Genomic DNA, 24,082 nt, shown 5'->3' with positions numbered 1-24,082 from the left:
TGCCGTGACGGACGGGCCGATCAACCGACCACGGCCGCTCGCACACACAGCACGTCCGGCAGATGGGAGGCCAACTGCCGCCAGCTGTCCCCGTCGTCGGCCGACGCGTACACCTCGCCGTTGCGATTGCCGAAGTACACGCCCGCCGGGTCGGAGTCGTCCGTGCACATCGCGTCGCGCAGCACCGTCCCGTAGTGATCGCCCTGCGGGAGCCCCGCCGTCAGCGGCTCCCAGGACCTGCCCGCGTCCTCGGTACGGAAGACGCGGCAGTGCCTCTCGGCGGGCACGCGGTCCGAGTCGGCGTTGATCGGGAACACGTACGCCGTGTCCCCGCGGTGCGGATGCGCGGCGGCGGCGAAGCCGAACGTCGAGGGGAGGCCCGCTCCGATGTCGTTCCACCGGGAGCCGCCGTCGTCGCTGCGGTAGACCCCCCAGTGGTTCTGGAGGTAGAGGCGGTCCGGGTCGGCCGCGTCCTGCGTGACCTTGTGGACGCACTGGCCGAACTCGGGGTTCGGATCCGGCAGGAAGACCGCGGAGACCCCGGAGTTGGCGGGCTGCCAGCTCTGTCCGCCGTCCCGCGTGCGGAACACCCCGGCCGTGGACACCGCGACCGTCACCGCGCTCGCGTCACGGGGATCGGTGATCACCGTGTGCAGGCCCTCACCGCCGCCGCCGGGCACCCACTTCGACCGCGTCGGGTGCTCCCACAGCGGACGCACGAGATCGAACGTCTCGCCCCGGTCCTCGGAGCGGTAGAGCGCTGCCGGCTCGGTGCCCGCGTACACCACGTCCCGCTCGGCGGCGGCCGGATGCAGTTGCCACACGCGCTCCAGCGAGGCCCCCGTGTCCTTCGGGAACTTGACGGCGGGGTGCGACGGCTCGGTCCACGTACGGCCCAGGTCGTCGGAGTGGAAGACCGACGGGCCGAAGTGCGCACTGTCCCCGCCCGCAAGGAGCCGTGGGACGTCGCCCCGCGTGTCGATCGCCACCGAGTACACGGCCTGCGAGTTGAAGTACGGGCCTTCGTCGAACTCCCACGCGCCGCCGCCCCGCCTGCGGCCGATGAAAAGCCCCTTGCGCGTGCCAACCGTCAGCAGCACTTCGGTCATGCCGGACACCTCCGAGGACGCCGTTGTCTCAGGTACGGCCCAGTCTGCACCCGACCACTGACAGTCACCCCCAGAGCTGGCGTCGCCGCAGGTCACACCGGCTGGGCGGCCGCTTCCTCCGGCACCGGCAGCGGGAAGTGACAGGCCACCTGGTGGCCGGCTCCGCGCGGCGCCGCGACCGGCGGCTCGACCTCGGCGCAGACGTCCCGCGCGAGCGGGCAGCGGGTGCGGAACCGGCACCCCGACGGAGGCTTCGCAGCGGACGGCGTCTCACCTGTAAGAGGAGCCCCGGAACCGGCGGCGGCCGACGGATCGGGCACGTTGACGGTGTCGAGCAGACCCCGCGTGTACGGATGCAGCGGCCGCGCGTACACCTCCTCCGCGGGACCGGTCTCGACGAGCTTGCCGAGGTACATCACGCCCACGGTGTCGGCGAGATAGCGCACCACCGCGAGGTCGTGCGAGATGAACAGATACGTCAGGCCGCGCTCGCGCTGGAGCTCCCGCATCAGGTTGAGGATCTGCGCCTGCACGGACACGTCGAGCGCGGACACCGGCTCGTCGGCGACCACCAGATCGGGCGACAGCGTCAACGCCCGTGCCAGCCCCAGGCGTTGGCGCTGACCTCCGGAGAACTCGTGCGGATAGCGGTGGACGGCGCCCCGCGGCAGCCCCACGGCGTCGAGGAGCCCGTCGATCTGCGCCTCCTGCTCGGCGCGACTGCCGACGCCCTGGATGACGAGGGGTTCGCGCAGGATCTCGCCGACCCGCATCCGCGGGTCCATGGCCGCGGTCGAGTCCTGGAACATGAGCTGGATCCGGCGGCGGTGCGCCCGGCGCCCCGCCCGCGTGAGGCCCGCGAGGTCCTTGCCGCCGAAGCGCACCGAACCGGCCGTCGGGTCCTCCAGGCCCGCGACGATCCGGCCGAGCGTCGTCTTGCCGCACCCGGACTCGCCGACCATGCCGAACGTCTCGCCCTTGCGGATGGTCAGCGACACCCCGCCCACCGCACTGACCGTGCCACGGCTGCGCGAGAACGGGCCGCCCTTGAGCGGGAACTCCTTGACGAGACCGTCGAGTTCGAGAAGCGTCGCGCCGGGGGCCGACTGTGCGGGGATGGCGGCGGGGGCGATGACGCCGGCCGTCTCGCCGTCCCCGGACACGTCGGGCACGGGATGGAAGCAGGCGAACCGGTGCTCCGCTCCCCGTAGTTCGTCGTCGGCGAGCGGCGGCTCCTGGGCGCGGCACTCGTCCGTGGCGAACAGGCAGCGCGGCGCGAACCGGCAGCCCTCCGGCCGCACCGTCAGGTTCGGCGGCAGCCCGGGGATCGTGTGCAGTTCGGTACCGCCGTCGCCCGCCCGCTCCGGAAGCGCCGCGAACAGGGCCTCCGTGTAGCGGTGGCGCGGGCGGGCGAACAGGTCGCGCACGTCGCCCTGTTCGGCCACTTTGCCGGCGTACATGACGGCGACGCGGTCCACGCGGTTCGCGATGACGCCGAGGTCGTGCGTGACAAGGATCATGGCCATGCCGAGCCGCTCGCGCAGGTCGTCGATCAGCTCCAGGATCTGGTGCTGGGTCGTCACGTCGAGCGCGGTCGTCGGCTCGTCGGCGATGAGCAGCTTCGGCTCGCAGACCAGCGCCATCGCGATGGCGACGCGCTGGCGCATGCCGCCCGACAGCTGGTGCGGATACGCCTTCATGCGCTCGGCGGGCTGCGGCATGCCGACGAGCCGGAGGGTCTCCTCGGCCCGCGCCCAGGCCTCCTTGCGGGAGACGCCGCGGTGCAGGAGGAGCGGCTCGGCGACCTGCCGGCCGATCGTCATGGTCGGGTTGAGCGAGGTCAGCGGGTCCTGGAAGACCATGCCGACGGTGTTGCCGCGTACGTCCTGGAGGACGGGGGCGGGCGCGGCGGCCAGGTCCGCTCCGTCGAACAGGACGCGCCCGGCGGTGATCCGACCGCCGGGCGGCAGCAGTCCGAGGACGCTGAGCGCCGTCATCGTCTTGCCGCAGCCGGACTCGCCGACGACGCCGAGCGCCTCACCGGCGGCCAGGTCGAGGGAGATACCGTCGAGGGCGTGGACGGTGCGGTCGCGGGTGGCGATGTCGACGCGCAGGTCGTCGATCCTGAGCAGGGGCTCGGTCATGTCTGTCTTCCTCAATGCCTCGGTCCCTTACTTCCGCAGCCGTACTTCGAACGCGTCACGCAGCCCGTCACCGATGAAGTTGAACGCGGCGACGACCAGCACGATCGCGATGCCCGGCGGGAAGATCAGCCACCAGTAGCCGTTCTGCGTATAGGTGATGCCGGCGGACAGCATCGAGCCCCAGTCGGCCGACGGCGGCGGGATGCTGAGCCCGAGGAACGCGAGATAACTGACGTAGAGGATGGCGTCGGCGATCTGGAACGTGCAGTTCACGATGACCGTGCCGATCGTGTTCGGCACGATGTGCCTGAACACGGCCCGCATGCCGCCGCCGCCCATCATCCGCATGGCCTGGACGTACTCCCGGTTGCGCAGCGACAGCGCCTCGCCGCGCACCAGGCGGGCGGGGGAGAGCCAGGCGACCCCGGCGATGATCAGGATGAGGACGCCCTTGCTGGGTGTGATGATCGCGGCGACCACGACGAGCAGGAACATCGCGGGGATGGCGAGCGCCGCGTCGGTGACCCGCATCATCGCGGCGTCGACCCAGCCGCCGAAGTACCCGGCGACCGCCCCGTACACGGTGCCGAACAGTGTCGCCAACAGGCCTGCCGCCAGGCCGATTTCGAGCGAGGTCCGCCCGGCGACCATGAGCCGGCCGAGCAGGTCGTACCCGAGGTCGGTGGTGCCGAGAAGGTGTCCGGCGGTGCCGGGGGACAGGTTCGCCTGCGCGAGATCCGTGTGGATCTGCTCGGTCGGATGGACGAGTGGGCCCAGGTAGCAGAAGGCCAGCAGCAGGACCAGGACCACGACGCCCGTCAGGGCCAGCTTGTTGCCGGTGAAGACGCGCAGGGTGCGGCGGGCGAGGGAGGGGGTGGCCTGCGCGGCTTCCTCCTGGCCCGGCTGGACGGGAAGGACGGCGGACGTACTCATGCCACGCTCCGGATCCGGGGGTCGAGGACGGCGTACAGGATGTCGGTGAGCAGCGAGCCGAGGACCGTGGCGATGCCGACGACGAGGGTCACGCCGAGGAGGACCGGGAAGTCGGAGCCCTGGGCCGCGTTCCAGAACAGCAGCCCCATGCCCGGGTAGTTGAACATCGACTCGACGACGAGAGCGCCGCTGAACAAGGTCGGGAGGTAGAGCCCGAGCAGGGTCGCGAGCGGGATCAGGGCGTTGCGCAGGACGTGCCTGATCATGATCCGCCGGCTGGACTGGCCCTTCGCCATGGCTGTGCGGACGTATTCCTCGGTGAGGTTGTCGAGCACGGCGGAGCGCATGTAGCGGCTGAACATCGCCACGATGCCGAAGGCCATCGTCACGACCGGCAGGATCAACCCTGTGAAATCGCCGAGGAGTTGACCGATCGTCTCACCCTGCGGTGCCTCCGCCGGAAAGATCGGCATGACCTGCGCGAACAGGATGATCATGATGAGGCCGAGGAAGAAGACGGGCGTCGCGTACAGCAGGAAGGCGAGCCCGGTGAGCGCGTAGTCCGAGGCCTTGCCGCGCCGCACGGCCTGGAGCAGGCCCAGCGGGACGGCGATGACGACGGCGAGGGCCGTGGACAGGACCGTCAGGAGCAGCGTCTTCGGCAGGCGCTGCTTGAGCAGGTCGAAGACCGGCGAGTTGAGCTTGTACGAGTCGCCGAGGTCGCCGGTGAACAGCCGCTTCAGATACATCACGTACTGCATCGGCAGCGAACGGTCGTAGCCCTGCTGGTGGTTGAAGTACTCGATCTGCTGCGGGGTGCCCTTCGGGCCGAGGATGGCGCGGGCCGGGCCGCCCGGCAGCAGGTGCAGGAGGGTGAAGACGATCACCGAGACCAGGAACAGGACGACGAGGGCCTGCAGGAAGCGCTTGACCAGAAAGCCGGTCACTTCGCGGCTCCCTTCTTGGCGTGCTGGTTGTTCGTGTCGTTCGTGTGCTGCTTGTCGTTCTTGACGAAGTACCAGTGCTGCGGCGCGAACGTGACGGTCGGGTTCTGCTCGATGCCCCGCAGGTCGTTGCGGATCACCGACACCTGGTACGCGGGGTTCGGCATCCACATCACCGGCAGCTGCCCGGCGAGGTACTCGCCGTACTCGTGCACGGCCTTCATGTCCGGCGAGTACTGCACGGCCCGGATGATCCGGTCGGCCTTCCTGTCGCTGTAGTTGCCGAAGTTGGCCGAGGCGCCCGTGGAGAAGAGCTGCTCGCCGCTCGGGTTGAGCGGGTAGTACCAGCTGCCGGCCGTACCGAAGAACGACATGTCCCAGTCGCAGCCCGGTGCCTTGGCGGTGCACGGCACGGAGTTGCCGAGCACGGAGTTCAGGGGCTGCTGACGTACGGTCAGGTCGATGCCCGCCCGGCTGAGCGACGACTTCAGCTCCTGCATCATGTTCGTCGTCTCGGTGGAGCCCGACTGCGAGAGCAGGGTCATCTCCAGCGGAGCGTTCTCCTTGACGCCGGCGCCGCACTCGTCGTCGCCGGTGCCGGGGCGTGCGCAGCGTGCGATGCCGTCGCGCGTCTTCCAGCCGTGCGCGGAGAGCAGCTCACGCGCCGTGCGTACGGAGAACGGGTACCGGTTCTTCGCCATGGCGGGGGACAAATACTGGCTCTTCGGTGTCACCGGCACCGGGCCGAGCGTCGGTGTGGCGCTGCCTTGCCAGATGACGTCGCTCATCGCCTTCTGGTCGACGAGGTGCTGCATCGCCTGCCGGATGTACAGCTGGCTCATCAGGGGCCCGGCGTGGGTGGAGTTGAAGTTGTAGACGATGTACGTCGCCGCCCAGCCCTCCCACGGATCGACGCGGTACCCCTTGTCCTCGAACTTCGCCTTCTGCGCCATGACGGACGGCGGTATGTATCCGTAGTCGACGCCGCCGGAGCGCAGCACGTTGTACTCCGAGTCGGCGGTGGTGAAGGGCTTGAAGACGACCTTGTCCAGGTGCGGCCGCTCGGAGTCGGGGCCGGTGAACTTCTCGTTCGGGACGATGGTCACCTGGCCGCTGTCCCGCCAACCTGCCAGCTTCCAGGGGCCGTTGACCGTCGTCCAGAGCGGGTCGCTGCCGTACGAGCCGAGGCTCTTGGCGTGCCGCGTGAGCCGGGCGAAGACGGCTTTGGCGCCCTTGGTGGTGCGGTCGTGGTCGCCGACCCTGCCGCCGTCGGTCGTGGCGTCCCAGGCGTGCTGGGGCAAGGCCCGCATCAGCGTGAGCTGGTTGGCCGTGAACCAGTCAGGGTTGTACGCCCGGTCGAGGTGCAGTCGCACCGTGTGGTCGTCGACGACCTCGAACCGCTTCACGTTGTCCGGCATCGTGCCGACCGAATAGCTGCCCCAGTCCGCCTTGTCGGCCTTGACGAGGTTGAACCAGAACTCGAGGTCGCGGGAGGTGACGGGCTTCCCGTCGGACCACTTCACGCCCTCGCGCAGCGGCACGGTCACCGTCTTGTTGCCGTCGCTGTACTTCGGTTCGAGGCCGAGCGTGCTCGGGCCGTGCGTGGTCAGCCCGCCCTTGAGCTGCACGGCGTCGTAGACCGGCATGAACAGCAGGGTCTGGATGGCGTAGTTGTACGAGGCCCCGTAGCCGGGCGCGCCGATCGGGAAGATCCAGTTCGGCGTGGCCGCGGGAGGCAGGGCCATCGTGGCCGTGCCGCCCTCCACGGGGGTGCCGCCGGTCGGCCCCATGGCGATGCTGCCGCCCTCGTGCGTGCAGCCGGTGAGCGCCGCCGCGAGGACGAGGACGGCGGCGGCCGTTGACCTGAATGAGCGCATGCCGGAGGGCCTCCAAGGGGACGGGGGGACGGCCCCGTACCGGAGTGCGACGGGGCGGCGCCCGAACGCTAGGCCGGTGGGCAAAACCAAGTCAATAGCTTCATTCGGCAAATAGTTCTTCGTCCTGGAGGTATGGCGAACTTGGTTCGGTTTCGCCTAGAGTTCGAGTTGCAATCGAAGGAACCCATCGAACGAACCAGGCAAACGAGCCCGCCGAACGAACCAGCGCGCTGAAGCAAGCAACCAAGCAACGAAGAGGGCGTATGTCCGACACATCGCAAGGCGAACCGGGGTCGGCGCAGCACATCCTGCACCTGGTCTCCTCCGGCACCGCCACCTCCCGGGCCGATCTCGTACGGGAGCTGGGCCTCGCCCCCTCCACCGTCTCGCTGCGCGTGCAGGAACTCGTAGCGGCGGGCGTGCTCACCGAGTCCGGCGAGGGCGCCTCCCGCGGCGGGAGGCGCCCCCGCCTGCTGCGCGTGCGGGCCCAGGGCGGCGTCGCGCTCGCCGCCGACCTCGGCAGCCATCACGCGCGGCTCGGCGTGGTCGGCCTCGACGGGACCGTCCTCGACGCCGTCGACCTTCCGCACGACATCACCGTGGGGCCGGAGTCGGCCGTCGACTGGCTCTGCGGCCAGGTCGCCGAACTCGCCGCGCGCCAGCGTGAGGCGGGCCGCACCGTGCGCGCGCTCGGCGTCGGCTTCCCCGGCCCGGTCAAGCCGGGCGAGGGCCGCGTCCTGAGCCCGTCCCGCATGCCCGGCTGGCACCGCTACCCGCTGCGCGACGTCCTCGCCGAACGCCTCGGCCTGCCCGTCACCGTGGAGAACGACGCCACGATGATGGCCGTCGGCGAGCACCGCGCCGCCCGCCCCGACCTCGACCACATGGTGGTGGTGAAGGCGGGCCGCGGCATCGGCAGCGGCATCATCTCGGCGGGCCGCCCGCACGACGGAGCCAACGGCTGCGCCGGCGACATCAGCCACGTACGCGTGGAGGCCGCGCAGGACCGCCCGTGCAGCTGCGGCAACATCGGCTGCCTGGAGACGGTCGCCAGCGGCGCCGCGCTCATCCGTGAACTCGCCGGGCAGGGCGTCGAGGTGGCCTCCACCACCGAGCTCCTCCAGCTCGTCGCCGACGGCGACCCGCAGGCCACCACGCTGGTCCGCACCGCGGGCCGGCACATCGGCACGGTCCTGTCCGTCGTCGTGAACTTCTTCAACCCGCAGGCCGTGGCCCTCGGCGGCGCGCTCGCCGCCGCCGAGCCCCTGGTCGCCGCCGTGCGCGGAGTCCTGTACGAGCGCTGCCTGCCGCTCGCGACGTCGGACCTGGAGATCACCACGACGGTCACGGGCCGCGACGCAGGACTGCTCGGCGCGGGCCTCACCGCCCTGCGCCACAACCTCCCCACCGCACCCGTCCCCCAGGAAGAGAGCGCCTCAGCATGACCAGCACGGCCCCCGCACGCCGCCTGCGCATCGGCATCGGCGGCATCGGCATCGAGTCCTCCACGTTCTGCCCGCACCGCTCCACCACGGACGACTTCCGGCAGACCCGAGGCCAGGAACTCCTCGACCGCTACACCTGGACCAGGCCCGACTCCGACCTCGCCGACGTGGTCGAGTGGGTGCCGCTGCTGCACGCGACCTCGCTGCCCGGCGGCCCGGTCGAGGCGGAGTCGTACCTGGTCCTCAAGGACGAACTCGTCACCCGCGTACGCGAGGCGGGCCCCCTCGACGGCATGGTCTACGACATCCACGGCGCCATGAGCGTCATCGGCCTCACCGACGCCGAGGGCGACCTCACGGACGCGGTCCGCGCCGCGCTCGACGCGCACGGCACACGCCCCCTGCTGTCCGCCGCGATGGATCTGCACGGCAATGTGTCGCGCCGCTTCGCCGACCCCTGCGACCTGCTCACGGCCCACCGCCTCGCCCCGCACGAGGACGCGTGGGACACCCGCGAGCGCGCCGCCCGCAATCTCGTACGCTGCCTGCGCGACGGCACGCGCCCGCACCGCGCCTGGGTCCAGGTGCCCGTCCTGCTGCCCGGCGAGAAGACCAGCACCCGCCTCGAACCCGCCAGGTCCCTGTACGCCTCGCTCGCCGAGATGGAGAAGCTTCCAGGCATCCTCGACGCGGCGATGTGGGTCGGCTACGCCTGGGCGGACGAGCCGCGCTGCAAGGCCGCCATCGTCGTCACCGGCGACGACGCCGAACTCGCCGCCGCGGAGGCGGAGAAGCTCGCCCGGCGCTACTGGGACGCCCGCAGGGACTTCGTCTTCGTCGGCCCGACCGGCAGCGCCGAGGAGTGCATCGAGAAGGCGGTGGCCTCCGACAAGCGCCCCTTCCTCATCAGCGACTCCGGCGACAACCCGACCGCGGGCGGCGCCGGCGACCTCGCGTACATGCTGGGCAAGCTCCTCGCCAACGACGCCATCCGCACGGGCGAGGTCACGGCCGTGCACCCGGGCATCACCGACCCGGTCGCCGTGGCCCGCTGCTTCGAGGCGGGAGTGGGCTCCGAGGTGACGCTGAGCGTCGGTGGCAAGGTCGACGCCGGCCACGGCGGACCGTACGAACTCACCGGCAGTGTCACGGCGTTGCAGCGCGCCACCGATCAGAAGGACCGGTCCGAGGGCGGCGCCTACGACCGCGGCGTCGACATGGCGGCGGTGCGCGTCGGCGGACTCACCGTCGTCCTCGTGGAGCGCCGCAAGCCGTTCCACACGCTCGCAGACTTCATGGGCCCCGCCGAGGGCGGCCTCGGTGTCGATCCGCGCACGTACGACCTGGTCGTCGTGAAGATCGGCTATCTGGAGCCCGAACTCCACGACATGGCCGCCGACTGGCTGCTCGCCCTCACCCCGGGCGGCGTCGACCAGGACCTCCTGCGCCTGGGGCACCACCGGGTCGAGCGGCCGCTGTACCCGTTCGATGACGACGCGTACGCGGACGGGCCGGGCCCCGACCTCACGGCCGTGCTCCTGTAGGCGGGCGCGCTCTTGCGGACGGGTGGCGGACGGAGTCGCGGAGCGGCCGCTTCCGGGTGAGGCTGGAGAGGCCCGTACCGGCTGTCGACGAGCCGGTGCGCTGAAACCGCGCGCTGAAGGAGACACGATGCAGCAGGACAAACAGCCCGGCTACGGCCCCGTGGTGTTCCGCGACCGGTCGGCGGGCTATGCCTTTCTGACCCGCTCGACGGCCTCCAGCGACGAGACGATCGAGTGGGACGACGGCGAGACCTACCCCGTCGTCGACGTGGAGATTTCCTCCGAGTCACACCCCTTCTACACGGGCAAGGCGCGGGTGGTCGACGCCGAGGGGCAGGTCGCCAAGTTCGAGAAGCGGTACGGCGAGCAGGACAAGGGCTGACCGCCCGGGCGCCTGACTGACCGCCGTACCGCCGGGGGATCGGACCGCACCGCTGGGGCTCAGACCGAGCGGTGGTACTGGTCCGGCACGTGCACGTCCCCGCCCAGCTCGCGCGCCGCCGAGCGCGCCCACGACGGGCTGCGCAGCAGTTCACGGCCGAGCAGGACGGCGTCGGCCTCGCCGTTGGCGAGGATCTTCTCGGCCTGCTCCACGTCGGTGATGAGGCCGACGGCGGCCACGGCCAGCTCCGTCTCGGCCTTCACGCGCGCGGCGAAGGGGACCTGGTAGCCGGGTCCGACCGGGATGCGGACGCCGGACGCGTTGCCGCCGGTCGAGACGTCGAGCAGATCGACGCCGTGCTCCTTGAGGAGGGTGGCCAGGCGCACGGTCTCGTCGGGCGTCCAGCCGTTCTCCTCCAGCCAGTCGGTGGCGGAGATACGGAAGAAGAGCGGCTTGTCCTGCGGCCACACGTCGCGGACCGCGTCGACGACCTCGAGGGCGAAACGCACCCGGTTGTCGAAGGAGCCGCCGTACTCGTCCGTGCGGACGTTGGAGTGCGGCGAGAGGAACTGGCCGATCAGATAGCCGTGCGCGCCGTGGATCTCGGCGACGTCGAAGCCCGCGTCCAGGGCGCGGCGGGCGCCGTCGGCGAACTGGCCGACGATCTCGCGGATCCGCTCCACGGTGAGCTCGGCCGGGGCGGGGTGCCGGTCGTCGAAGGCGAGGGGGCTCGGCGCGACCGAGTCCCAGCCGTGCGCGTCGGCGCCGACCGGGGCGCCGCCCTTCCAGGGCCGGTCGGTCGACGCCTTGCGGCCGGCGTGCCCGAGCTGGATGCCCGGGACGGTGCCGTGCGCCTTGAGGAAGTCGGTGATCCGGCGGAGCGCCTCGACCTGTGTGTCGTTCCAGATACCGAGGTCGTACGGGCTGATGCGGCCCTCGGGGCTGACCGCGGTGGCCTCGACGATGATGAGCCCGGTGCCGCCGGCGGCGCGGGCCGCGTAGTGCGCGAAGTGCCAGTCGTTCGGGGCGCCGGTCAGCGGGCCCTCGGGAGCGGCGCTGTACTGGCACATCGGCGGCATCCAGACCCGGTTGGGGATGGTCAGCGACCGAAGGGTGTAGGGCTCGAACAGCGCGCTCACGGCAGACTCCTATACGTTCACGACGGGCGTGGCGGGTCCTCGTACGATAGGCATCGTAGTACGGCACCTGTCAAACTACGACAGGTCTCGTACAATGGACCTGACGCAACCGAACGCACCCGCCACCCCCATCCGCACACCGGGCCGAACGAAGTGGAGCCGCCGTGACGACCGCCGCACCGAGCAGCAGGGCGCTTGCTCACCCCACGCGTGACGAGATCCGCCTGGAGTCGGTGCTGCACGCGCTCGCCGACCCGATGCGCCTGCGGGTGGTGCGGGAGCTGGCGGCCGAGGAGGGCGAGGACGCGGAGCTCTCCTGTTCGCACTTCGTCCTGCCTGTCACGAAGTCGACCACCACGCACCACTTCCGCGTCCTGCGCGAGAGCGGCGTGATCCGGCAGATGTACCGGGGCACCGCCAAGATGAGCGTGCTGCGCCGCGCCGATCTAGAGGTGCTCTTCCCCGGGCTGCTCGACAGCGTTCTCGCGGCCGCCGCCCGGCAGGACGGCCGGCTCGGAGGCTGAACTCCCGCTTCCCGGAAGGTGGTTGAACAGCAGGTTGAGCACGATCGCCGTGATGCAGCCCGCGCTGATCCCGCTGGTCATGACCGTCTGGAACCAGTCGGGGAACTTCGCGTAGATCCCGGGCACACCCACAGGAAGCACGCCCACCGCGACCGACACGGCGACGACCGTCAGGTTGTGGTTGCCGGCGAAGTCGACCCGGGCCAGCGTCCGCACACCGCTCGCCGCGACCGTGCCGAACATGACCAGGCCCGCGCCGCCGAGCACCGGCGCCGGGATGGCGGCGACGACCGCGCCCAGCTTGGGCAGCAGGCCGAGCAGCACCAGGATCCCGCCGGCCGTGGCGACGACCCAGCGGCTGCGCACCCGCGTCATGCCCACAAGACCGACGTTCTGCGCGAACGCGGTGTACGGGAACGTGTTGAACACGCCGCCGAGGACCGTGGAGAAGCCGTCCGCCCGCAGGCCGTCCGCCAGCGAGCGCGGCTGGACGGGCCGCCCCGTCATCTCGCCCACCGCGATGAAGTCGCCCGTCGTCTCGGTCATCGTCACCAGCGCCACGATCAGCATCGACACGATCGCCGCGCCGTGGAACGTCGGCGTGCCGAAGTGGAACGGCGTGCTGATACCCACCCAGTGCGCGTCACCGACACCGCCGAAGTCCGTGAAACCGGTCGGCACCGCGACGGCCGTCCCGACGACCATGCCGACAAGTACCGCGACGCGGCTCAGGGACGGCGGCGCGAACCGCTGCACGGCCAGGACCACCACGAGGACGAACGCGGCCAGCGCGACGTTCTTCGGGGCGCCGAAGTTCTCCGAACCCGCCCCGCCCGCGACCCAGTTGCCCGCCACCGGCAGCAGCGAGACACCGATGATCAGGATGACCGTGCCGGTGACCAGCGGCGGGAAGAAGCGCAGCAGCCTGCCGAAGACCGGCGCGAGCAGCATCATCGCGAGCCCGGCGACGATCACCGCCCCGTAGATCGCGGGAAGCCCGCCGCCCGTCGTGCCGATGATCACCATCGGCGAGACCGCGGCGAACGTACAGCCCTGCACGATCGGCAGCCGGACGCCGAACCGCCACACCCCGACGCACTGGATCAGCGTCGCGATGCCGCACACCAGCAGATCCGCGGTGATGAGATACGCGAGGTCGGCGGGCGACAGCTTCATCGCGCCGCCCACGATCAGCGGCACGGCCACCGCGCCCGCGTACATGGCGAGCACGTGCTGCAAACCGAACACGGCCAGCTGCCGCACGGGCGGCACCTCGTCGACGGGGTGTACGGACGGTGGGGCGGCCGGGGCTGCCATGGGCACTCCAGGGGGCTGTCGGAACGCGAACGCGCAGGCGAATGCGGGTGCGGGTGCGAGGGACGAGGCGGACAGCACGAGACCGTATGGGGCTTAAACGTTTTGTTGATTTCACGACTGTTGCCGGGATGTGTCGCCGTTCCCGGGCGCCACGCGACAGTGCATATCGCTGCTCAGACGCTACGTCGTCCCGTCGCGGGCAGCCGCCAGCAGGCCCGCCCAGTCCGGGATCTTCACCGGGCCGCGCCCCAGGGACCGGCCCAGCTCCGCCTCCGCGCGCTCGATCGCGAGCCACCCGGGCCACTCGACGGCCGCACAGCCCGCCGCGCGAAGGCCGGGGAGCGCGTCATCCGGAACGTCCCCGGCGGCAAGCGCTGCGGCGTCGTCGAGCAGTGACTGCGCGGTCTCCTTGGCGCACGGGCGGTTGGTGCCGATCACGCCCGTCGGGCCGCGCTTGATCCAGCCCGCGACATACTCGCCGGGCGAGACCTCACCGGCCCGCAGGATGCGCCCCTCGCGATGCGGCACGGTCCCGGTGGCCGCGTCGAACGGCAGCCCGTCCAAGGGCACTCCGCGGTATCCGACCGAGCGCAGGACGAGCTGCGCGTCGATGTCGTCGAACCGGCCGGTGCCGCTCACGCCGCCCGAGCCGTCCGGCGCGGTGTGCTCGAACCGTACGCCCGACACCCGGCCCGCCGCCCCTTCCAGGAGTGCCGACGGCCGCTGGAAGAAGCGCAGATGGATGCGGCGGGGCAGACCCGGCGACGGGCGCTCGGCCCAGCCGCGCAGGACCTCGACGTTCCGCCGGTTCGCCGCCGGGAGCCCCGACGGGTCGAGGTAGGCGGGATCGAGCGCCAACTCGGCCGGATCCACGACCACTTCGACCCCGGGCAGCGTGCCGAGCTCACGCAGCTCCTTGGTGGTGAACCGGGCCTGCGAAGGGCCGCGCCGTCCCACCATGTACACGTCCCGCACGCGGCTGTCGGCCAGTGCGCCGAGCGCCGCCTGCGGCATGTCGGTGGGCGCCAGCTCGGCCGCGCCGCGGGCCAGGATCCGCGTGACGTCCACGGCGACGTTGCCCACGCCGATGACGACGGCCGACTCCACACCCCGTACGAACCCCTCGGCCACCGCGTCCGGATGCGCGCTGTACCAGGAGACGAAATCGGTCGCCGACCAGCTGCCCGGCAGGTCCTCGCCCGGTACGCCCAGATGGCGGTCGGTGGCGGCGCCCACGCAGTACACGACCGCGTGGTACATCTCCAGGAGCCGGCCGGGCGGCAGGCCGGGGCCGATCTCGACCCCGCCGACGAAGCGGACGCGCTCGTGCTCCAGAACCGTGCGCAGATTGTTCTGCAGCGACTTGATCTTCTCGTGGTCCGGTGCCACGCCGTAGCGCACCAGGCCGTACGGGCAGGGGAGCCGGTCGAGGACGTCCACATGGACGTCCGGTACCCGCTCCTGCTGGACCAGGCTCTGCGCGGTGTACACCCCGCTCGGCCCCGACCCCACAACGGCGACGCGCAGCACGGCGGACTCCTTCCGCAGGCCGACGGACTTCCAGCATGACACCACGGGGGCCGGGCCGGGAGGGTGTGGAACGCGCGGAGCTCACCGGCCGGGCGTCAGGACATCTTCCGCATGCGCCCGATCTCGGCCGTCTGCTGCGCGATCACGTCGTTCGCCATCTCCTCGACCTGGACGTTGTTCCCCTCGGACAGCACGTCCGTCGCCATGGTGACCGCCCCGGTATGGTGCGTGATCATCAGCTTCAGGAAGAGCTCGTCGAAGGCCGCGCCGTGCGCCGCGCGCAAGGTCTTCAGCTGCGCCTCGGTCGCCATCCCAGGCATCGCCCCGTGCTCGTGGTGCCCGCCGCTCTCGCGCTCTCTGCCGTGGGAGTTGAGCCAGCCCTCCATGGCCCCGACCTCGGGCCCCTGCGCCGCGGCGATGCGCTCCGCGAGGCGCTTGACCTGGCCCGACTCGGCCCGCTTCGGGGCAAGTTCGGTCATCTGCAGGGCCTGCGTGTGATGCGCGATCATCATCTGCGCGTAACTGAAGTCGGCCGAGTTGGGGCTGTCGTCCGGCCTGCGCTTCTGCGCGTCCTCGGCCGACAGCGTCTCGGCGCCCTCGCCCGGCTTGCCCGGCGCTATCACCGAAGGCCCGGGCCGCGCACGGGAGTTGGTGTCAGCGCCCCCGTCGTCCGGCGCGGTGTCACAGCCGCCGAGCACGAGCGCGGCCACCGCGACCGTCAACGGCAGAACAACTTTCATGACGAGTACGTTGCCATCTGTTGATCTGTGCATGATGAAGACGATACTCGTGGGGTCCGTGCTCCGCTCCCGCGTGAACGGGGGATGCGGGGAAGTCCTCGACGAGGGAGACAGCAGTGACCCTGTTGGACACGTCCCGAACGCGACGCAGACGCCTGGGAGTTGCCACGACCGCGGCCGGGCTGCTGGCCGCGCTGCTCATGGGGAGCCCGGCGGCAGCGACCCCGGATCCGGGCGACACCCCGGCCAGGTCCGAGCGGCTCTCGAAGAGCGCGGCGGCCGACACCCGGGCGGCGATCGCGAACGGCGACATACCCGCCCAGGACGAGGTCGTCCACTCCGACAACATCGAACATCTCACCAACATCCCCAAGGACGTGCTGCCCGGCTTCAACTCGGACCTCGCGTTCCAGGGCAGGTACGCCTTCGCGGGCAACTACGACGGCTTCCGCATCTTCGACATCAGCAACCCGAAGGCCCCGAAGACCGTCGCGCAGGTCCTGTGCCCCGGATCGCAGAACGACGTCTCCGTCTCCGGCGACCTGCTCTTCCTGTCGACGGACTCCTCGCGCAGCGACAACTCCTGTGCCAGCACCACCCAGCCCGCCACGGAGAAGTCCTCCTGGGAGGGCATGAAGGTCTTCGACATCAGCGACAAGAGGAACCCGAAGTACGTCGCCGCCGTCGAGACCGCCTGCGGCTCGCACACGCACACGCTGGTCCCGGAGAAGAAGAACGTCTACGTGTACGTCTCCTCGTACTCACCGAGCGCGACGTTCCCGGACTGCCAGCCGCCGCACGACGGGATCTCCGTCATCAAGGTGCCCCGCAAGGCACCCGAGAAGGCCGCGACGGTGAACTTCCCCGTGCTGTTCCCCGGTGAGGGGCCGGACGGCGGCGGCAACCCGGGCGGACCCACCAACCCGGGCGTCTCCAAGACCACCGGCTGCCACGACATCACGGTCCTGCCCTCGAAGGACCTGGCCGCCGGCGCCTGCATGGGTGACGGCATCCTGTTCTCCATCAAGGACCCCGAGAACCCGAAGGTCATCGACCAGGTAGAGGACAACACCAACTTCGCGTTCTGGCACTCGGCGACGTTCAACCAGAAGGCCGACAAGGTCATCTTCACGGACGAGCTCGGCGGCGGCGGGGCGGCCACCTGCAACGAGGCCGTCGGGCCGGACCGCGGTGCTGACGGCATCTACGCCGTCGTCGGCAAGGGCGACCACCGCAAGCTGGTCTTCAAGAGCTACTTCAAGATCCCCCGCCACCAGGCGGACACCGAGAACTGCGTGGCCCACAACGGCTCGCTGATCCCCGTCAAGGGCAAGGACATCATGGTCCAGGCCTGGTACCAGGGCGGCGTCTCGGTCTGGGACTTCACCGACTCCTCGAAGCCGAAGGAGATCGGGTACTTCGAGCGCGGTCCGCTCACCACGGACACCCTTCAGGTGGGCGGTGCCTGGTCCGCGTACTACTACAACGGCTACATCTACTCGAACGACATCGCCAAGGGCTTCGACGTCCTGAAGCTCAGTGACCGGCGCACGGACCCGGCCGAGCGGGTCCGAATGGGCGAGCTGAACGTCCAGACGCAGCCGGACTACTTCGACTGAGACCCGGGACGCCCCGGCTCGAAGTACTGGGAGAAGTTCGGAGCGCTCTCCGGGCTTCTCCCGCCGGGCGCCGCGTCGTCCGGCGGGGTTCCGAGCTCCCACGCGAGCCCGTACCGGGCGAACAGCTCCGCCCGCAGGGTCGGCAGCGGCATCGGCGCCCCCGGGACCAGCGCCGCGAACACGGCACCCATCAGCTGGGAGCGCAGCAGCGGATAGTCGCGGTCGACGCTGAGCGAGCCGGTCCGCAGGACCGTGTCGCGCAGCAGCTCGGCGAGCCGTTGCTGCTCGGGGCACTGCACGAAGCCCTCGGCCTGGAGGATCCCCGCCATGTGCGTCCGCATCAGGACGGGGTGGTCGACGGCCAGGCCGAGGATCGCGTCGACGGCCCGCGCGAGGCGCTCCGGCCCGTCCTCGGTGTGCGGCTCGCGCTCCAGGGCCGCCTCCAGCGTCCGGTGCATGAGGCGGTGCACCGCGGACTGGAGCAGCTGCCGCTTGCCGGGGAAGTAGTACGACACCAGGCCTCGCGCCGAACCGGCGCGGTCCGCGATGTCGCCGAGGGTCGTCGCGTCGTACCCGCGCTCCCCGACGAGCTCGACCGTCGCCTGCAAAAGCCGCTCGCGGGATCGCCGTCGCAACTCCTCGTTGACCGATGCGCTGCGCGGGGACATCCTGTAACTCCTGCGTTGACTGGCTCACAGCCAGTATACTCAGCACGTCCCTGCCAGAGGGCCCTTTCCGGAACCTTTGGCCAGGGCTCCCGGGTGTATCCGGCGACGCGGGGGATCGTCGGATACACCTGGACCTGCCGGGCCGGTGTCCGGACGGCGTCGGCGCCGTCCGGACACCGGCCCGGTACGGGTTTCCGGTGCGGGATACGGGATTCCGGCAGGGGTTTCCGGTACGGCCGCCGGCGCCGGAAATCCCCACCGCGGCGGACGCCTCCCGGGCACACTGGCCCGATGCCGCAGCTGATCGCTCCCGACGTCCGCGTCCACGCCTCCTTCCTCGCCGCCATGGACGAGGCCCGCGCCGATGGCGCTGGCGGGCCCGACGACGACTCCACCGCGGGGCTCAGCCTGCGCGCGTACGGAGACACCTGGCAGGACCCGGCGGTCTTCGCGCAATACGTCGCCCGCATGCGGCTCACCCACGGACCGCGCAGCATCCTGCAGTACGACGTCGAGTGCACGACCCTCTGGTACGTCGACGGGAACGCCTACCTCGGCCGCCTCGCGATCCGCCACCGCCTCACCGAGGCCTGGCTGCGCGACGGGCACATCGGCTACGACGTACGGCCCGGCGCCCGCGGCCGCGGACACGCCACGGCGATGCTCCGCGCCGCCCTCCCGCTCGCCGCGCGCCTGGGCGTCGATCCGGCGCTGATCACGTGCGACACGGACAACGCCGCCTCCCGCCGCGTCATCGAGGCCTGCGGTGGCGTACGGGACGACTCGGGCGACGACGACGGGGTGCTGCGGTACTGGGCGCCCACCGGAGCCGGATCGCACACCGCGCGAACCCTCCCTACAGTGGGCCAGGGGTGACGGACAGGCCACCTAGGAGGCGTACCGACATGGATCAAGAGCAGATCCTGGCCCGGATCACGGCGATGGTCGACGACGAGAAGCGGCTCCGCGCGTCGCTCGCCTCCGGTGAGATCGACGGGGCGACCGAGCACGAGCGCCTTGCCGCCGTGGAACGCGAACTCGACCAGTGCTGGGACCTGCTGCGCCAGCGCCGGGCCAAGACGGAGTTCGGCGAGAACCCCGACGAGGCGAGGGCCAGGCCCGAGTCGCAGGTCGAGGGCTATCAGTCGTGACGGCTCAGTCGTGACGGCTCAGTCGTGACGGTCTTGCCCTGGCGGGTCACCTGCTCGCTGCGAGCCGCTCGTACGCCGTCACCGACACGGTCACCGTCAGTGCCCCGAGCAGCCAGCCGCCGAGTACGTCCGAGGGCCAGTGCACGCCGAGCCACACCCGCGTGAGGCCCACGCCGACAACTGACACCACCGCGAGCGCGCAGGCCGTGCGCCACAGGACGCGGCCCGCGCCGTAGCGGCGCAGGAGCCAGAGGACCAGCCCCCACACCACCGTCGCCGTCATCGCGTGCCCGGAGGGGAAGGCCGCGTAGTGCGCGGAGTCCACGGGGTCGGTCCACACCGGGCGGTCACGGCCGACGGCCGCCTTCAGACCCTGCTGGATCAGTGTGCCCACCGCACATGTAGCCACCACCCATAGCGCGAGCCACCAGGCGTTACGGCGCCATACAAGCCAGACGACGACCACGGCGCACAGGGCGCGCATCGTCCACGGGTCCCAGAACCAGTCCGTCAGAACCCGGTTCACCTGCGTCAGTCCCGGATTGTCGACGGCCCAGGGGTGGACGGTGCGCGCCAGATCGCCGTCCAGCGTCATCAGCGGTTCCCAGCGCATCGCCACCGCGATCAGCAGCAGCGCGCTGAGGGCGGCGAGCACCGCCGTCGCGCGTGCGGGCCGCGGATGCCGGGGGCGGGACGGGGAGTCGACCGATGCCGGGTGCATGGGGAAGATCCTCACCCATGGACGGGGCCGGTGGCCATCATGCGGAGCGGGCGCGTCCGGCTCGGGTCGTCGGTCAGCCCAGCGCGCGCAGGCCCGGCACGAACGTCACCAGGAGCGGCACCACCGGTACGAGGGCTGCCGCGGCGGTCAGGCGCAGACGCCGGGCCGGGGTGAGCCGCCGCGGCGGGGTCAGCAACCGGTGCACGCGCTGCGGCACATGGGCCTGCGGTGTGGGGCAGGGGCCGAACACCCCGCGGTCCTCGTTGAGTTCGACCAGGGCGAGGGCGATGGTCAGCCGTCCGAAGCGGCGCGACGCCATGTCGTCGGCAGCCAGTTCGACGAGCCGGTGCATCTCGTCGCGGAACGCGGCGAAGACCGGAACCTGCGGGAAGCCCGTGGCCAGCGCACCCGAGCAGTGCAGCAGCCAGTCGTGCCGCCACTGCGCGTGGCCCATCTCGTGCGCGAGGACCGCGTCCAGCTGACGGCCCTTGAGGCGGCGCAAGGCGGCCGTCGTGACGACCAGTTGGGGCGCGGCGCCCGGCAGCCACCAGGCGTCGGGGCGCTCACCTTCGAGGACCACGAGTCGGTCGCTGCCCGGCTCCTCGCCCGGCAACAGCGGGGAACGCACCAGGAGTTCGGCGCGCCGCTGCCTGCGCCCGGCCCCCGAGCGGAAGATCTCCCGGGCGAGCATCGCCGCGGTCCACAGCCCGCCGAGTGCGAGCGTCACGGCCAGCGTCGCCGCCCATCCGCCGGCCGCCCGGAGCGCGTACGCGTCGACGACGGCATGCGGGGCGGACGCGAACACATGGCCGCGGACGGCCTGCCAGGCGGCGGCCGCGCTCAGCGTCATCGAGAGCGCGCAGCACAGGAGGACGCCGGCCACCACGCACTGCCACACCCACAGGGCAACCACCGGCTCGCGCTCCGGCCACTCGGCCCGCGCGAGAAGGCGTGGGGCGAGGACAGCGGCGAGGGTGCCGAGCAGCAGCAGTGCTACGGGGACCGTCATGGCCTCAGCCTATGAGCCGGGGCTACCGGAGGGTACGGGCTGTCGCGTCAAGTGACGTACGCCACGGTTTTGAGCGGGCAGTTGTCCGCAATGGAGCAGTTTCCCGGGATCCCTGTCCGTACGGGCTCGCTGCGGCACCTCAACGGCCCCGGCCTGCGCGTCTGCAGGGTCATCTGCAGGGTCGACATGTCGTGCGCGTCTACATGGTCAGCAGCATCGCGACCATTCCGATGCCCATCGATAGCCGGCAGGCCCGTGCCAGCTCCGGGCGGTCGCCCCACCCGGACACCGGCGGGCCGCCCCCCGTGGCCGTCGCCACCGGCACCAGCCGAGCCCCCGACCACAGCACGTACCCCGCGAAATAGAGCAGGAGGAGACCGGTCACCAGCGGTGCGCCCGCCGCTGCGTGACCTGCGTGCCCGCCCGGTGCCGCGTCCATCGCCACCGCCATGTACGCCATGGCGAACGCGCCCACCAGGTGGTGCAGATGGTGCGCGCTCGAACGCGCCGCCCACAGCGCGCGCAGTGCCGCGGCCCCGAACACGGCCGCGTACACCGTCCAGGCGGCGGGCAGCGGCGTGACCACCGCGGCGGGTATCGCCATGAGCGCCATGCCGAACCCCATGAGGGCCTCGCCGCCCGCCGTGCGGCGCTGCTCCTCGACCCTGCTGCGCATCCGCAGCAGGCAGTACGCCCCCGTCGCCGCGCACACCGCGACGAGCAGCCAGGCGGCCGAGCCCGGTCCGTGCACGCGAACCTCCCCCAGTCGGACGCCGTACCGCGTCGGGGACGAGATGCCCGTGCACGGCGGGGCGCAATCGAGCGCAGGGGAGCACTGGGCGCGTTCGGCGATGCCACCGTGCGCGGGTTGCGCGGTCGGCCTCCTGGGCCTGTCGGTGCCCGGGCGCGGGCTCATGGAAAAGTTTTCAGGTAAAACACTTGCTAAACTTCTCTGTATGAGCAGCGCAGAAACCCCCACACCGACCCCCACACCACCCCCGTCCAGGCCCCGGCAGATCCGTCGGCTCCCGCTCGCGGGGGTGCTGCGCCTCAACAAGCCGTCCGACATCTGGTTCAAGCCCGCGACGAGCGTCGTCGTGTCCGCGGCGGTGCCGAATCTGACGCTGCTCGCCCTCGGCCGCCTCGACCTCGCGATGTACACGATGGCCGGGTCGCTGTGCGCGCTCTACGCGCACAACCTGCCGTACGCGGCGCGTGCCCGGGCCCTCGCCTGGGTCGTCCTCGGCATGCTCGCGAGCCTCGCCGTGGCCCTGTTCACCGCCTCGCTCACCTCTTCGGCGGCCGTGCTCGTGGCGGTCGGCGCTCTTCTCGCAGCCGCCCAGAAGACCCTGTGCGACGCGACCCGCATCGGCCCGCCCGGCCATCTGATCCTTACGTTCATCAGCTCCGCCAGCCTCTTCGCACCGCAGTACCTGGGGCAGATACCCGGCCACCTCGCCCTGACCGCCGGTGCGGGCGCCGTGGCCTGGCTCGTCGGCATGGCCCCCGCCCTCGTGCGGCCGCACGGCCCGGAGCGGCGCGCCACCGCTCGCGCCCTGAACGCCGCCGCCGCGTACGTGAGCGCCGAGGGCGGTGCGCGCGAGCGGGCCAGGGCCGGTGCTGCCGCGGCCGTCCACGCCGCCTGGCAGTCCCTCCTCGCCACCGGCGACCGCGGCGCCGCCCGCCGCGCTCTGGAGCGCCTGGTCGTGCGCGCCGAGGTCGCTCTCGCCGCCCCCGCCGACACCGACCCCGCACTCCTGCGCGACTGGGCCGCAGGCCTGAGCGGCACGGGCCCCGTCCCGCGCATCAGCCACGCGCACGCCCATGAAGTCGACGACGAAGTCCTCGGCGTCGAGGCCGAACTCGCCTTCGGCAAGCCGTCGTTGTGGCGCAGGCTCGCCCCCGGCTCGCCTCTCCTGCCGGTCGCCCTGCGCACCGCCGTCGGCTGCGCCCTCGCCGGATACGGGTCCCTCGCACTCGGTATCGGCCGCCCGTACTGGGCCCTGGTCACCGCGGCCTCGCTCTACCAGGCCAACGTCACCCTCACCTGGAACCGCACCGTGCAGCGCGTGGCCGGTAATCTCGCCGGAGTGCTCGTCTTCGCCGCCGTGGTGCCCCTCGCCCACGCCGGCCAGATCTTCGTCGTCCTGTTCTGCCTCCTCTTCAGCTTCGGCGCCGAGGCGTTCATCTCCCGCAACTACTGGCTCGGCAGCGTCTGCGTGACCCCCATGGCGCTGCTGATCACCGAGTTCGCCAGGACGCAGGAGGCCGGCGAGCTCATCACGGACCGGGTCGTGGACACCCTTGTCGGGGCGCTGCTCGGCATCGTCGCCGCCGTGATCGTCACCAACCGGCGCGCCGCCGACCACATCGAGCTGGCCCTCGAAGCGACCGGCCGTGCCCGGGAGGCCGCGGAGCGCACCCTCGCCTCCCCGCGTCCTGAGCCCGGTGCCCTGGAGACCGCGCGCCGCAGGCTCGCCGCAGCCCTCGTCGAGCTGCGCGCCGCCGACGACACCGCGGCGGGCGAATGGTGGCAGCGCGCCCTGCCCGAGGAGCGTGTGGTCACCGCTGAGCAGGCCGGACACCGTACGCTCGCGGCGACGGTCCGACGCGCGACGCCGTGGACCGTCCGGAACCCCGAGAACGCAGACGAGCACAGGGGCGGCACCGACGCCCGGGAGAACACGCGAGCATGACGACACGGAACGGCAGGGCGGCGGACGACACCGTCGCAGCAGTGGTGCAGCAGTGGCAGACCGTCCACCCCGACATCGACACCGGGCCCATGGAGGTCATCGGGCGGATCAACCGCTGCGCCGCCCTCCTCCAGCAGGCCGAGGACGCCCCGCTGCGCCGCGCCGGGCTGACCCGCGCCGAGTTCGACCTGCTCGGCGCGCTGCGCCGTACCGGCCACGAACTCACCCCGGGTGACCTCTCCCGGGAGACGTTCTCCTCGGGCGCCGCCGTCACCAAGCGGCTCAAACAGCTCCAGGAGCGCGGTCTGGTCGGCCGGCGCGGCGACACCCGCGACCGGCGCGTCTCCCACCTCAGCCTGACCGACGCCGGCCGCGACCTCGTCGACGCGCTGCTGCCCGACCAGCTCGCGTACGAGAAAACGGTCCTTTCCGGCCTCGGCGGCGCCGGGCAGGGTCAACTCAGTGTGCTGCTGGGCGAGTTGCTCGGTCAGCTCGAAGGCCGTCCGGGTGGTCCGCGCGCCTGATCCCGGCCCTTTTCACAATGGCTTGGGATTTCACTCGAACGTCTTGATACGACCTCCCTGACTCGC

The 24,082-nt window shown here is 71.3% G+C and carries 22 protein-coding genes; 9 read left to right on the top strand and 13 right to left on the bottom strand.

Annotated features, from left to right (window positions below; genetic code table 11):
- Nucleotides 1–20: 20 nt before the first annotated feature.
- The 5 genes from CG723_RS42005 to CG723_RS41985 all read right to left on the bottom strand — a co-directional run bounded on the left by CG723_RS42005 (nt 21) and on the right by CG723_RS41985 (nt 7,007).
- A complete protein-coding gene (locus tag CG723_RS42005) occupies nt 21–1,109 on the bottom strand; it encodes a WD40/YVTN/BNR-like repeat-containing protein (RefSeq protein ID WP_100598826.1) in 1,089 nt (362 codons plus the stop codon).
- A gap of 92 nt (nt 1,110–1,201) precedes the next feature.
- On the bottom strand, nt 1,202–3,253 hold the full coding sequence (locus tag CG723_RS42000; RefSeq protein ID WP_100598825.1) for an ABC transporter ATP-binding protein: 2,052 nt from the start codon (nt 3,251–3,253) through the stop codon (nt 1,202–1,204).
- Between the two features lie 27 nt (nt 3,254–3,280).
- The gene (locus tag CG723_RS41995; RefSeq protein WP_100598824.1) at nt 3,281–4,186 is read right to left on the bottom strand and encodes an ABC transporter permease; all 906 of its coding nucleotides are present in this window, start codon (nt 4,184–4,186) and stop codon (nt 3,281–3,283) included.
- Nucleotides 4,183–5,133, bottom strand: a complete 951-nt coding sequence (locus CG723_RS41990) for an ABC transporter permease (protein ID WP_100598823.1) — start codon at nt 5,131–5,133, stop codon at nt 4,183–4,185. The genes CG723_RS41995 and CG723_RS41990 overlap by 4 nt, the downstream gene beginning before the upstream one ends.
- Nucleotides 5,130–7,007: a peptide ABC transporter substrate-binding protein gene (locus tag CG723_RS41985; protein WP_100598822.1), complete on the bottom strand. Its 1,878-nt coding sequence runs from the start codon at nt 7,005–7,007 to the stop codon at nt 5,130–5,132. Before CG723_RS41985 ends, CG723_RS41990 begins: the two co-directional genes overlap by 4 nt.
- Before the next feature lie 263 nt (nt 7,008–7,270).
- On the opposite strand from CG723_RS41985, the gene CG723_RS41980 reads away from it, so the two are divergent.
- The 3 genes from CG723_RS41980 to CG723_RS41970 all read left to right on the top strand — a co-directional run bounded on the left by CG723_RS41980 (nt 7,271) and on the right by CG723_RS41970 (nt 10,378).
- Nucleotides 7,271–8,452: an ROK family transcriptional regulator gene (locus tag CG723_RS41980; protein ID WP_100598821.1), complete on the top strand. Its 1,182-nt coding sequence runs from the start codon at nt 7,271–7,273 to the stop codon at nt 8,450–8,452.
- A complete protein-coding gene (locus tag CG723_RS41975; protein WP_100598820.1) occupies nt 8,449–9,996 on the top strand; it encodes a M81 family metallopeptidase in 1,548 nt (515 codons plus the stop codon). Before CG723_RS41980 ends, CG723_RS41975 begins: the two co-directional genes overlap by 4 nt.
- 127 nt (nt 9,997–10,123) lie before the next feature.
- Nucleotides 10,124–10,378 carry a type B 50S ribosomal protein L31 gene (locus CG723_RS41970; protein WP_100598819.1) on the top strand — a complete coding sequence of 85 codons (255 nt, stop codon included), beginning with the start codon at nt 10,124–10,126 and terminating at the stop codon, nt 10,376–10,378.
- 59 nt (nt 10,379–10,437) lie between these two features.
- On the opposite strand, the gene CG723_RS41965 is transcribed toward CG723_RS41970, so the two are convergent.
- The gene (locus CG723_RS41965; RefSeq protein ID WP_100598818.1) at nt 10,438–11,517 is read right to left on the bottom strand and encodes an NADH:flavin oxidoreductase/NADH oxidase; all 1,080 of its coding nucleotides are present in this window, start codon (nt 11,515–11,517) and stop codon (nt 10,438–10,440) included.
- A 164-nt stretch (nt 11,518–11,681) separates the two neighbouring features.
- Here CG723_RS41965 and CG723_RS41960 point away from each other — a divergent pair, with 164 nt between their 5' ends.
- Nucleotides 11,682–12,041: an ArsR/SmtB family transcription factor gene (locus CG723_RS41960; RefSeq protein WP_100598817.1), complete on the top strand. Its 360-nt coding sequence runs from the start codon at nt 11,682–11,684 to the stop codon at nt 12,039–12,041.
- Here the strand turns inward: CG723_RS41960 and CG723_RS41955 are convergent.
- The 3 genes from CG723_RS41955 to CG723_RS41945 all read right to left on the bottom strand — a co-directional run bounded on the left by CG723_RS41955 (nt 11,964) and on the right by CG723_RS41945 (nt 15,628).
- A complete protein-coding gene (locus CG723_RS41955; protein ID WP_100598816.1) occupies nt 11,964–13,358 on the bottom strand; it encodes a nucleobase:cation symporter-2 family protein in 1,395 nt (464 codons plus the stop codon). The two genes, CG723_RS41960 and CG723_RS41955, sit on opposite strands and share 78 nt — an antisense overlap.
- A 180-nt stretch (nt 13,359–13,538) precedes the next feature.
- Complete coding sequence (locus CG723_RS41950; protein WP_100598815.1) at nt 13,539–14,888, bottom strand: FAD-dependent oxidoreductase; 1,350 nt, start codon at nt 14,886–14,888, stop codon at nt 13,539–13,541.
- A gap of 95 nt (nt 14,889–14,983) precedes the next feature.
- Nucleotides 14,984–15,628: a DUF305 domain-containing protein gene (locus CG723_RS41945; protein WP_234374816.1), complete on the bottom strand. Its 645-nt coding sequence runs from the start codon at nt 15,626–15,628 to the stop codon at nt 14,984–14,986.
- A gap of 116 nt (nt 15,629–15,744) precedes the next feature.
- On the opposite strand from CG723_RS41945, the gene CG723_RS41940 reads away from it, so the two are divergent.
- Nucleotides 15,745–17,247 carry an LVIVD repeat-containing protein gene (locus tag CG723_RS41940; protein WP_100598813.1) on the top strand — a complete coding sequence of 501 codons (1,503 nt, stop codon included), beginning with the start codon at nt 15,745–15,747 and terminating at the stop codon, nt 17,245–17,247.
- Here the strand turns inward: CG723_RS41940 and CG723_RS41935 are convergent.
- Nucleotides 17,235–17,915, bottom strand: a complete 681-nt coding sequence (locus CG723_RS41935) for a TetR/AcrR family transcriptional regulator (RefSeq protein WP_100598812.1) — start codon at nt 17,913–17,915, stop codon at nt 17,235–17,237. The two genes, CG723_RS41940 and CG723_RS41935, sit on opposite strands and share 13 nt — an antisense overlap.
- 291 nt (nt 17,916–18,206) lie before the next feature.
- Between CG723_RS41935 and CG723_RS41930 the strand changes: the two genes are divergently transcribed.
- Both CG723_RS41930 and CG723_RS41925 read left to right on the top strand, forming a co-directional pair.
- Entirely contained in the window at nt 18,207–18,791 is a 585-nt protein-coding gene (locus tag CG723_RS41930; protein ID WP_100598811.1) for a GNAT family N-acetyltransferase, read from the top strand.
- Between the two features lie 29 nt (nt 18,792–18,820).
- Entirely contained in the window at nt 18,821–19,066 is a 246-nt protein-coding gene (locus tag CG723_RS41925) for a DUF2630 family protein (protein WP_100598810.1), read from the top strand.
- A 46-nt stretch (nt 19,067–19,112) separates the two neighbouring features.
- On the opposite strand, the gene CG723_RS41920 is transcribed toward CG723_RS41925, so the two are convergent.
- From CG723_RS41920 to CG723_RS41910, 3 genes are all read right to left on the bottom strand, one after another.
- The gene (locus CG723_RS41920) at nt 19,113–19,787 is read right to left on the bottom strand and encodes a phosphatase PAP2 family protein (protein ID WP_100598809.1); all 675 of its coding nucleotides are present in this window, start codon (nt 19,785–19,787) and stop codon (nt 19,113–19,115) included.
- Between the two features lie 73 nt (nt 19,788–19,860).
- Entirely contained in the window at nt 19,861–20,796 is a 936-nt protein-coding gene (locus CG723_RS41915; protein ID WP_100598808.1) for a M56 family metallopeptidase, read from the bottom strand.
- Between the two features lie 199 nt (nt 20,797–20,995).
- Nucleotides 20,996–21,547 carry a DUF5134 domain-containing protein gene (locus CG723_RS41910; protein ID WP_100598807.1) on the bottom strand — a complete coding sequence of 184 codons (552 nt, stop codon included), beginning with the start codon at nt 21,545–21,547 and terminating at the stop codon, nt 20,996–20,998.
- 205 nt (nt 21,548–21,752) lie between these two features.
- On the opposite strand from CG723_RS41910, the gene CG723_RS41905 reads away from it, so the two are divergent.
- Nucleotides 21,753–23,492, top strand: a complete 1,740-nt coding sequence (locus CG723_RS41905) for an FUSC family protein (protein ID WP_100598806.1) — start codon at nt 21,753–21,755, stop codon at nt 23,490–23,492.
- The gene (locus tag CG723_RS41900) at nt 23,489–24,016 is read left to right on the top strand and encodes a MarR family winged helix-turn-helix transcriptional regulator (protein WP_100598805.1); all 528 of its coding nucleotides are present in this window, start codon (nt 23,489–23,491) and stop codon (nt 24,014–24,016) included. The genes CG723_RS41905 and CG723_RS41900 overlap by 4 nt, the downstream gene beginning before the upstream one ends.
- The last annotated feature ends 66 nt before the right edge of the window (nt 24,017–24,082 follow it).

Origin of the sequence: Streptomyces sp. CB01635 (assembly GCF_002803065.1) — a bacterium.
Classification (GTDB): Bacteria; Actinomycetota; Actinomycetes; order Streptomycetales; family Streptomycetaceae; genus Streptomyces.
This window is presented reverse-complemented; position numbering and strand designations above follow the sequence as displayed.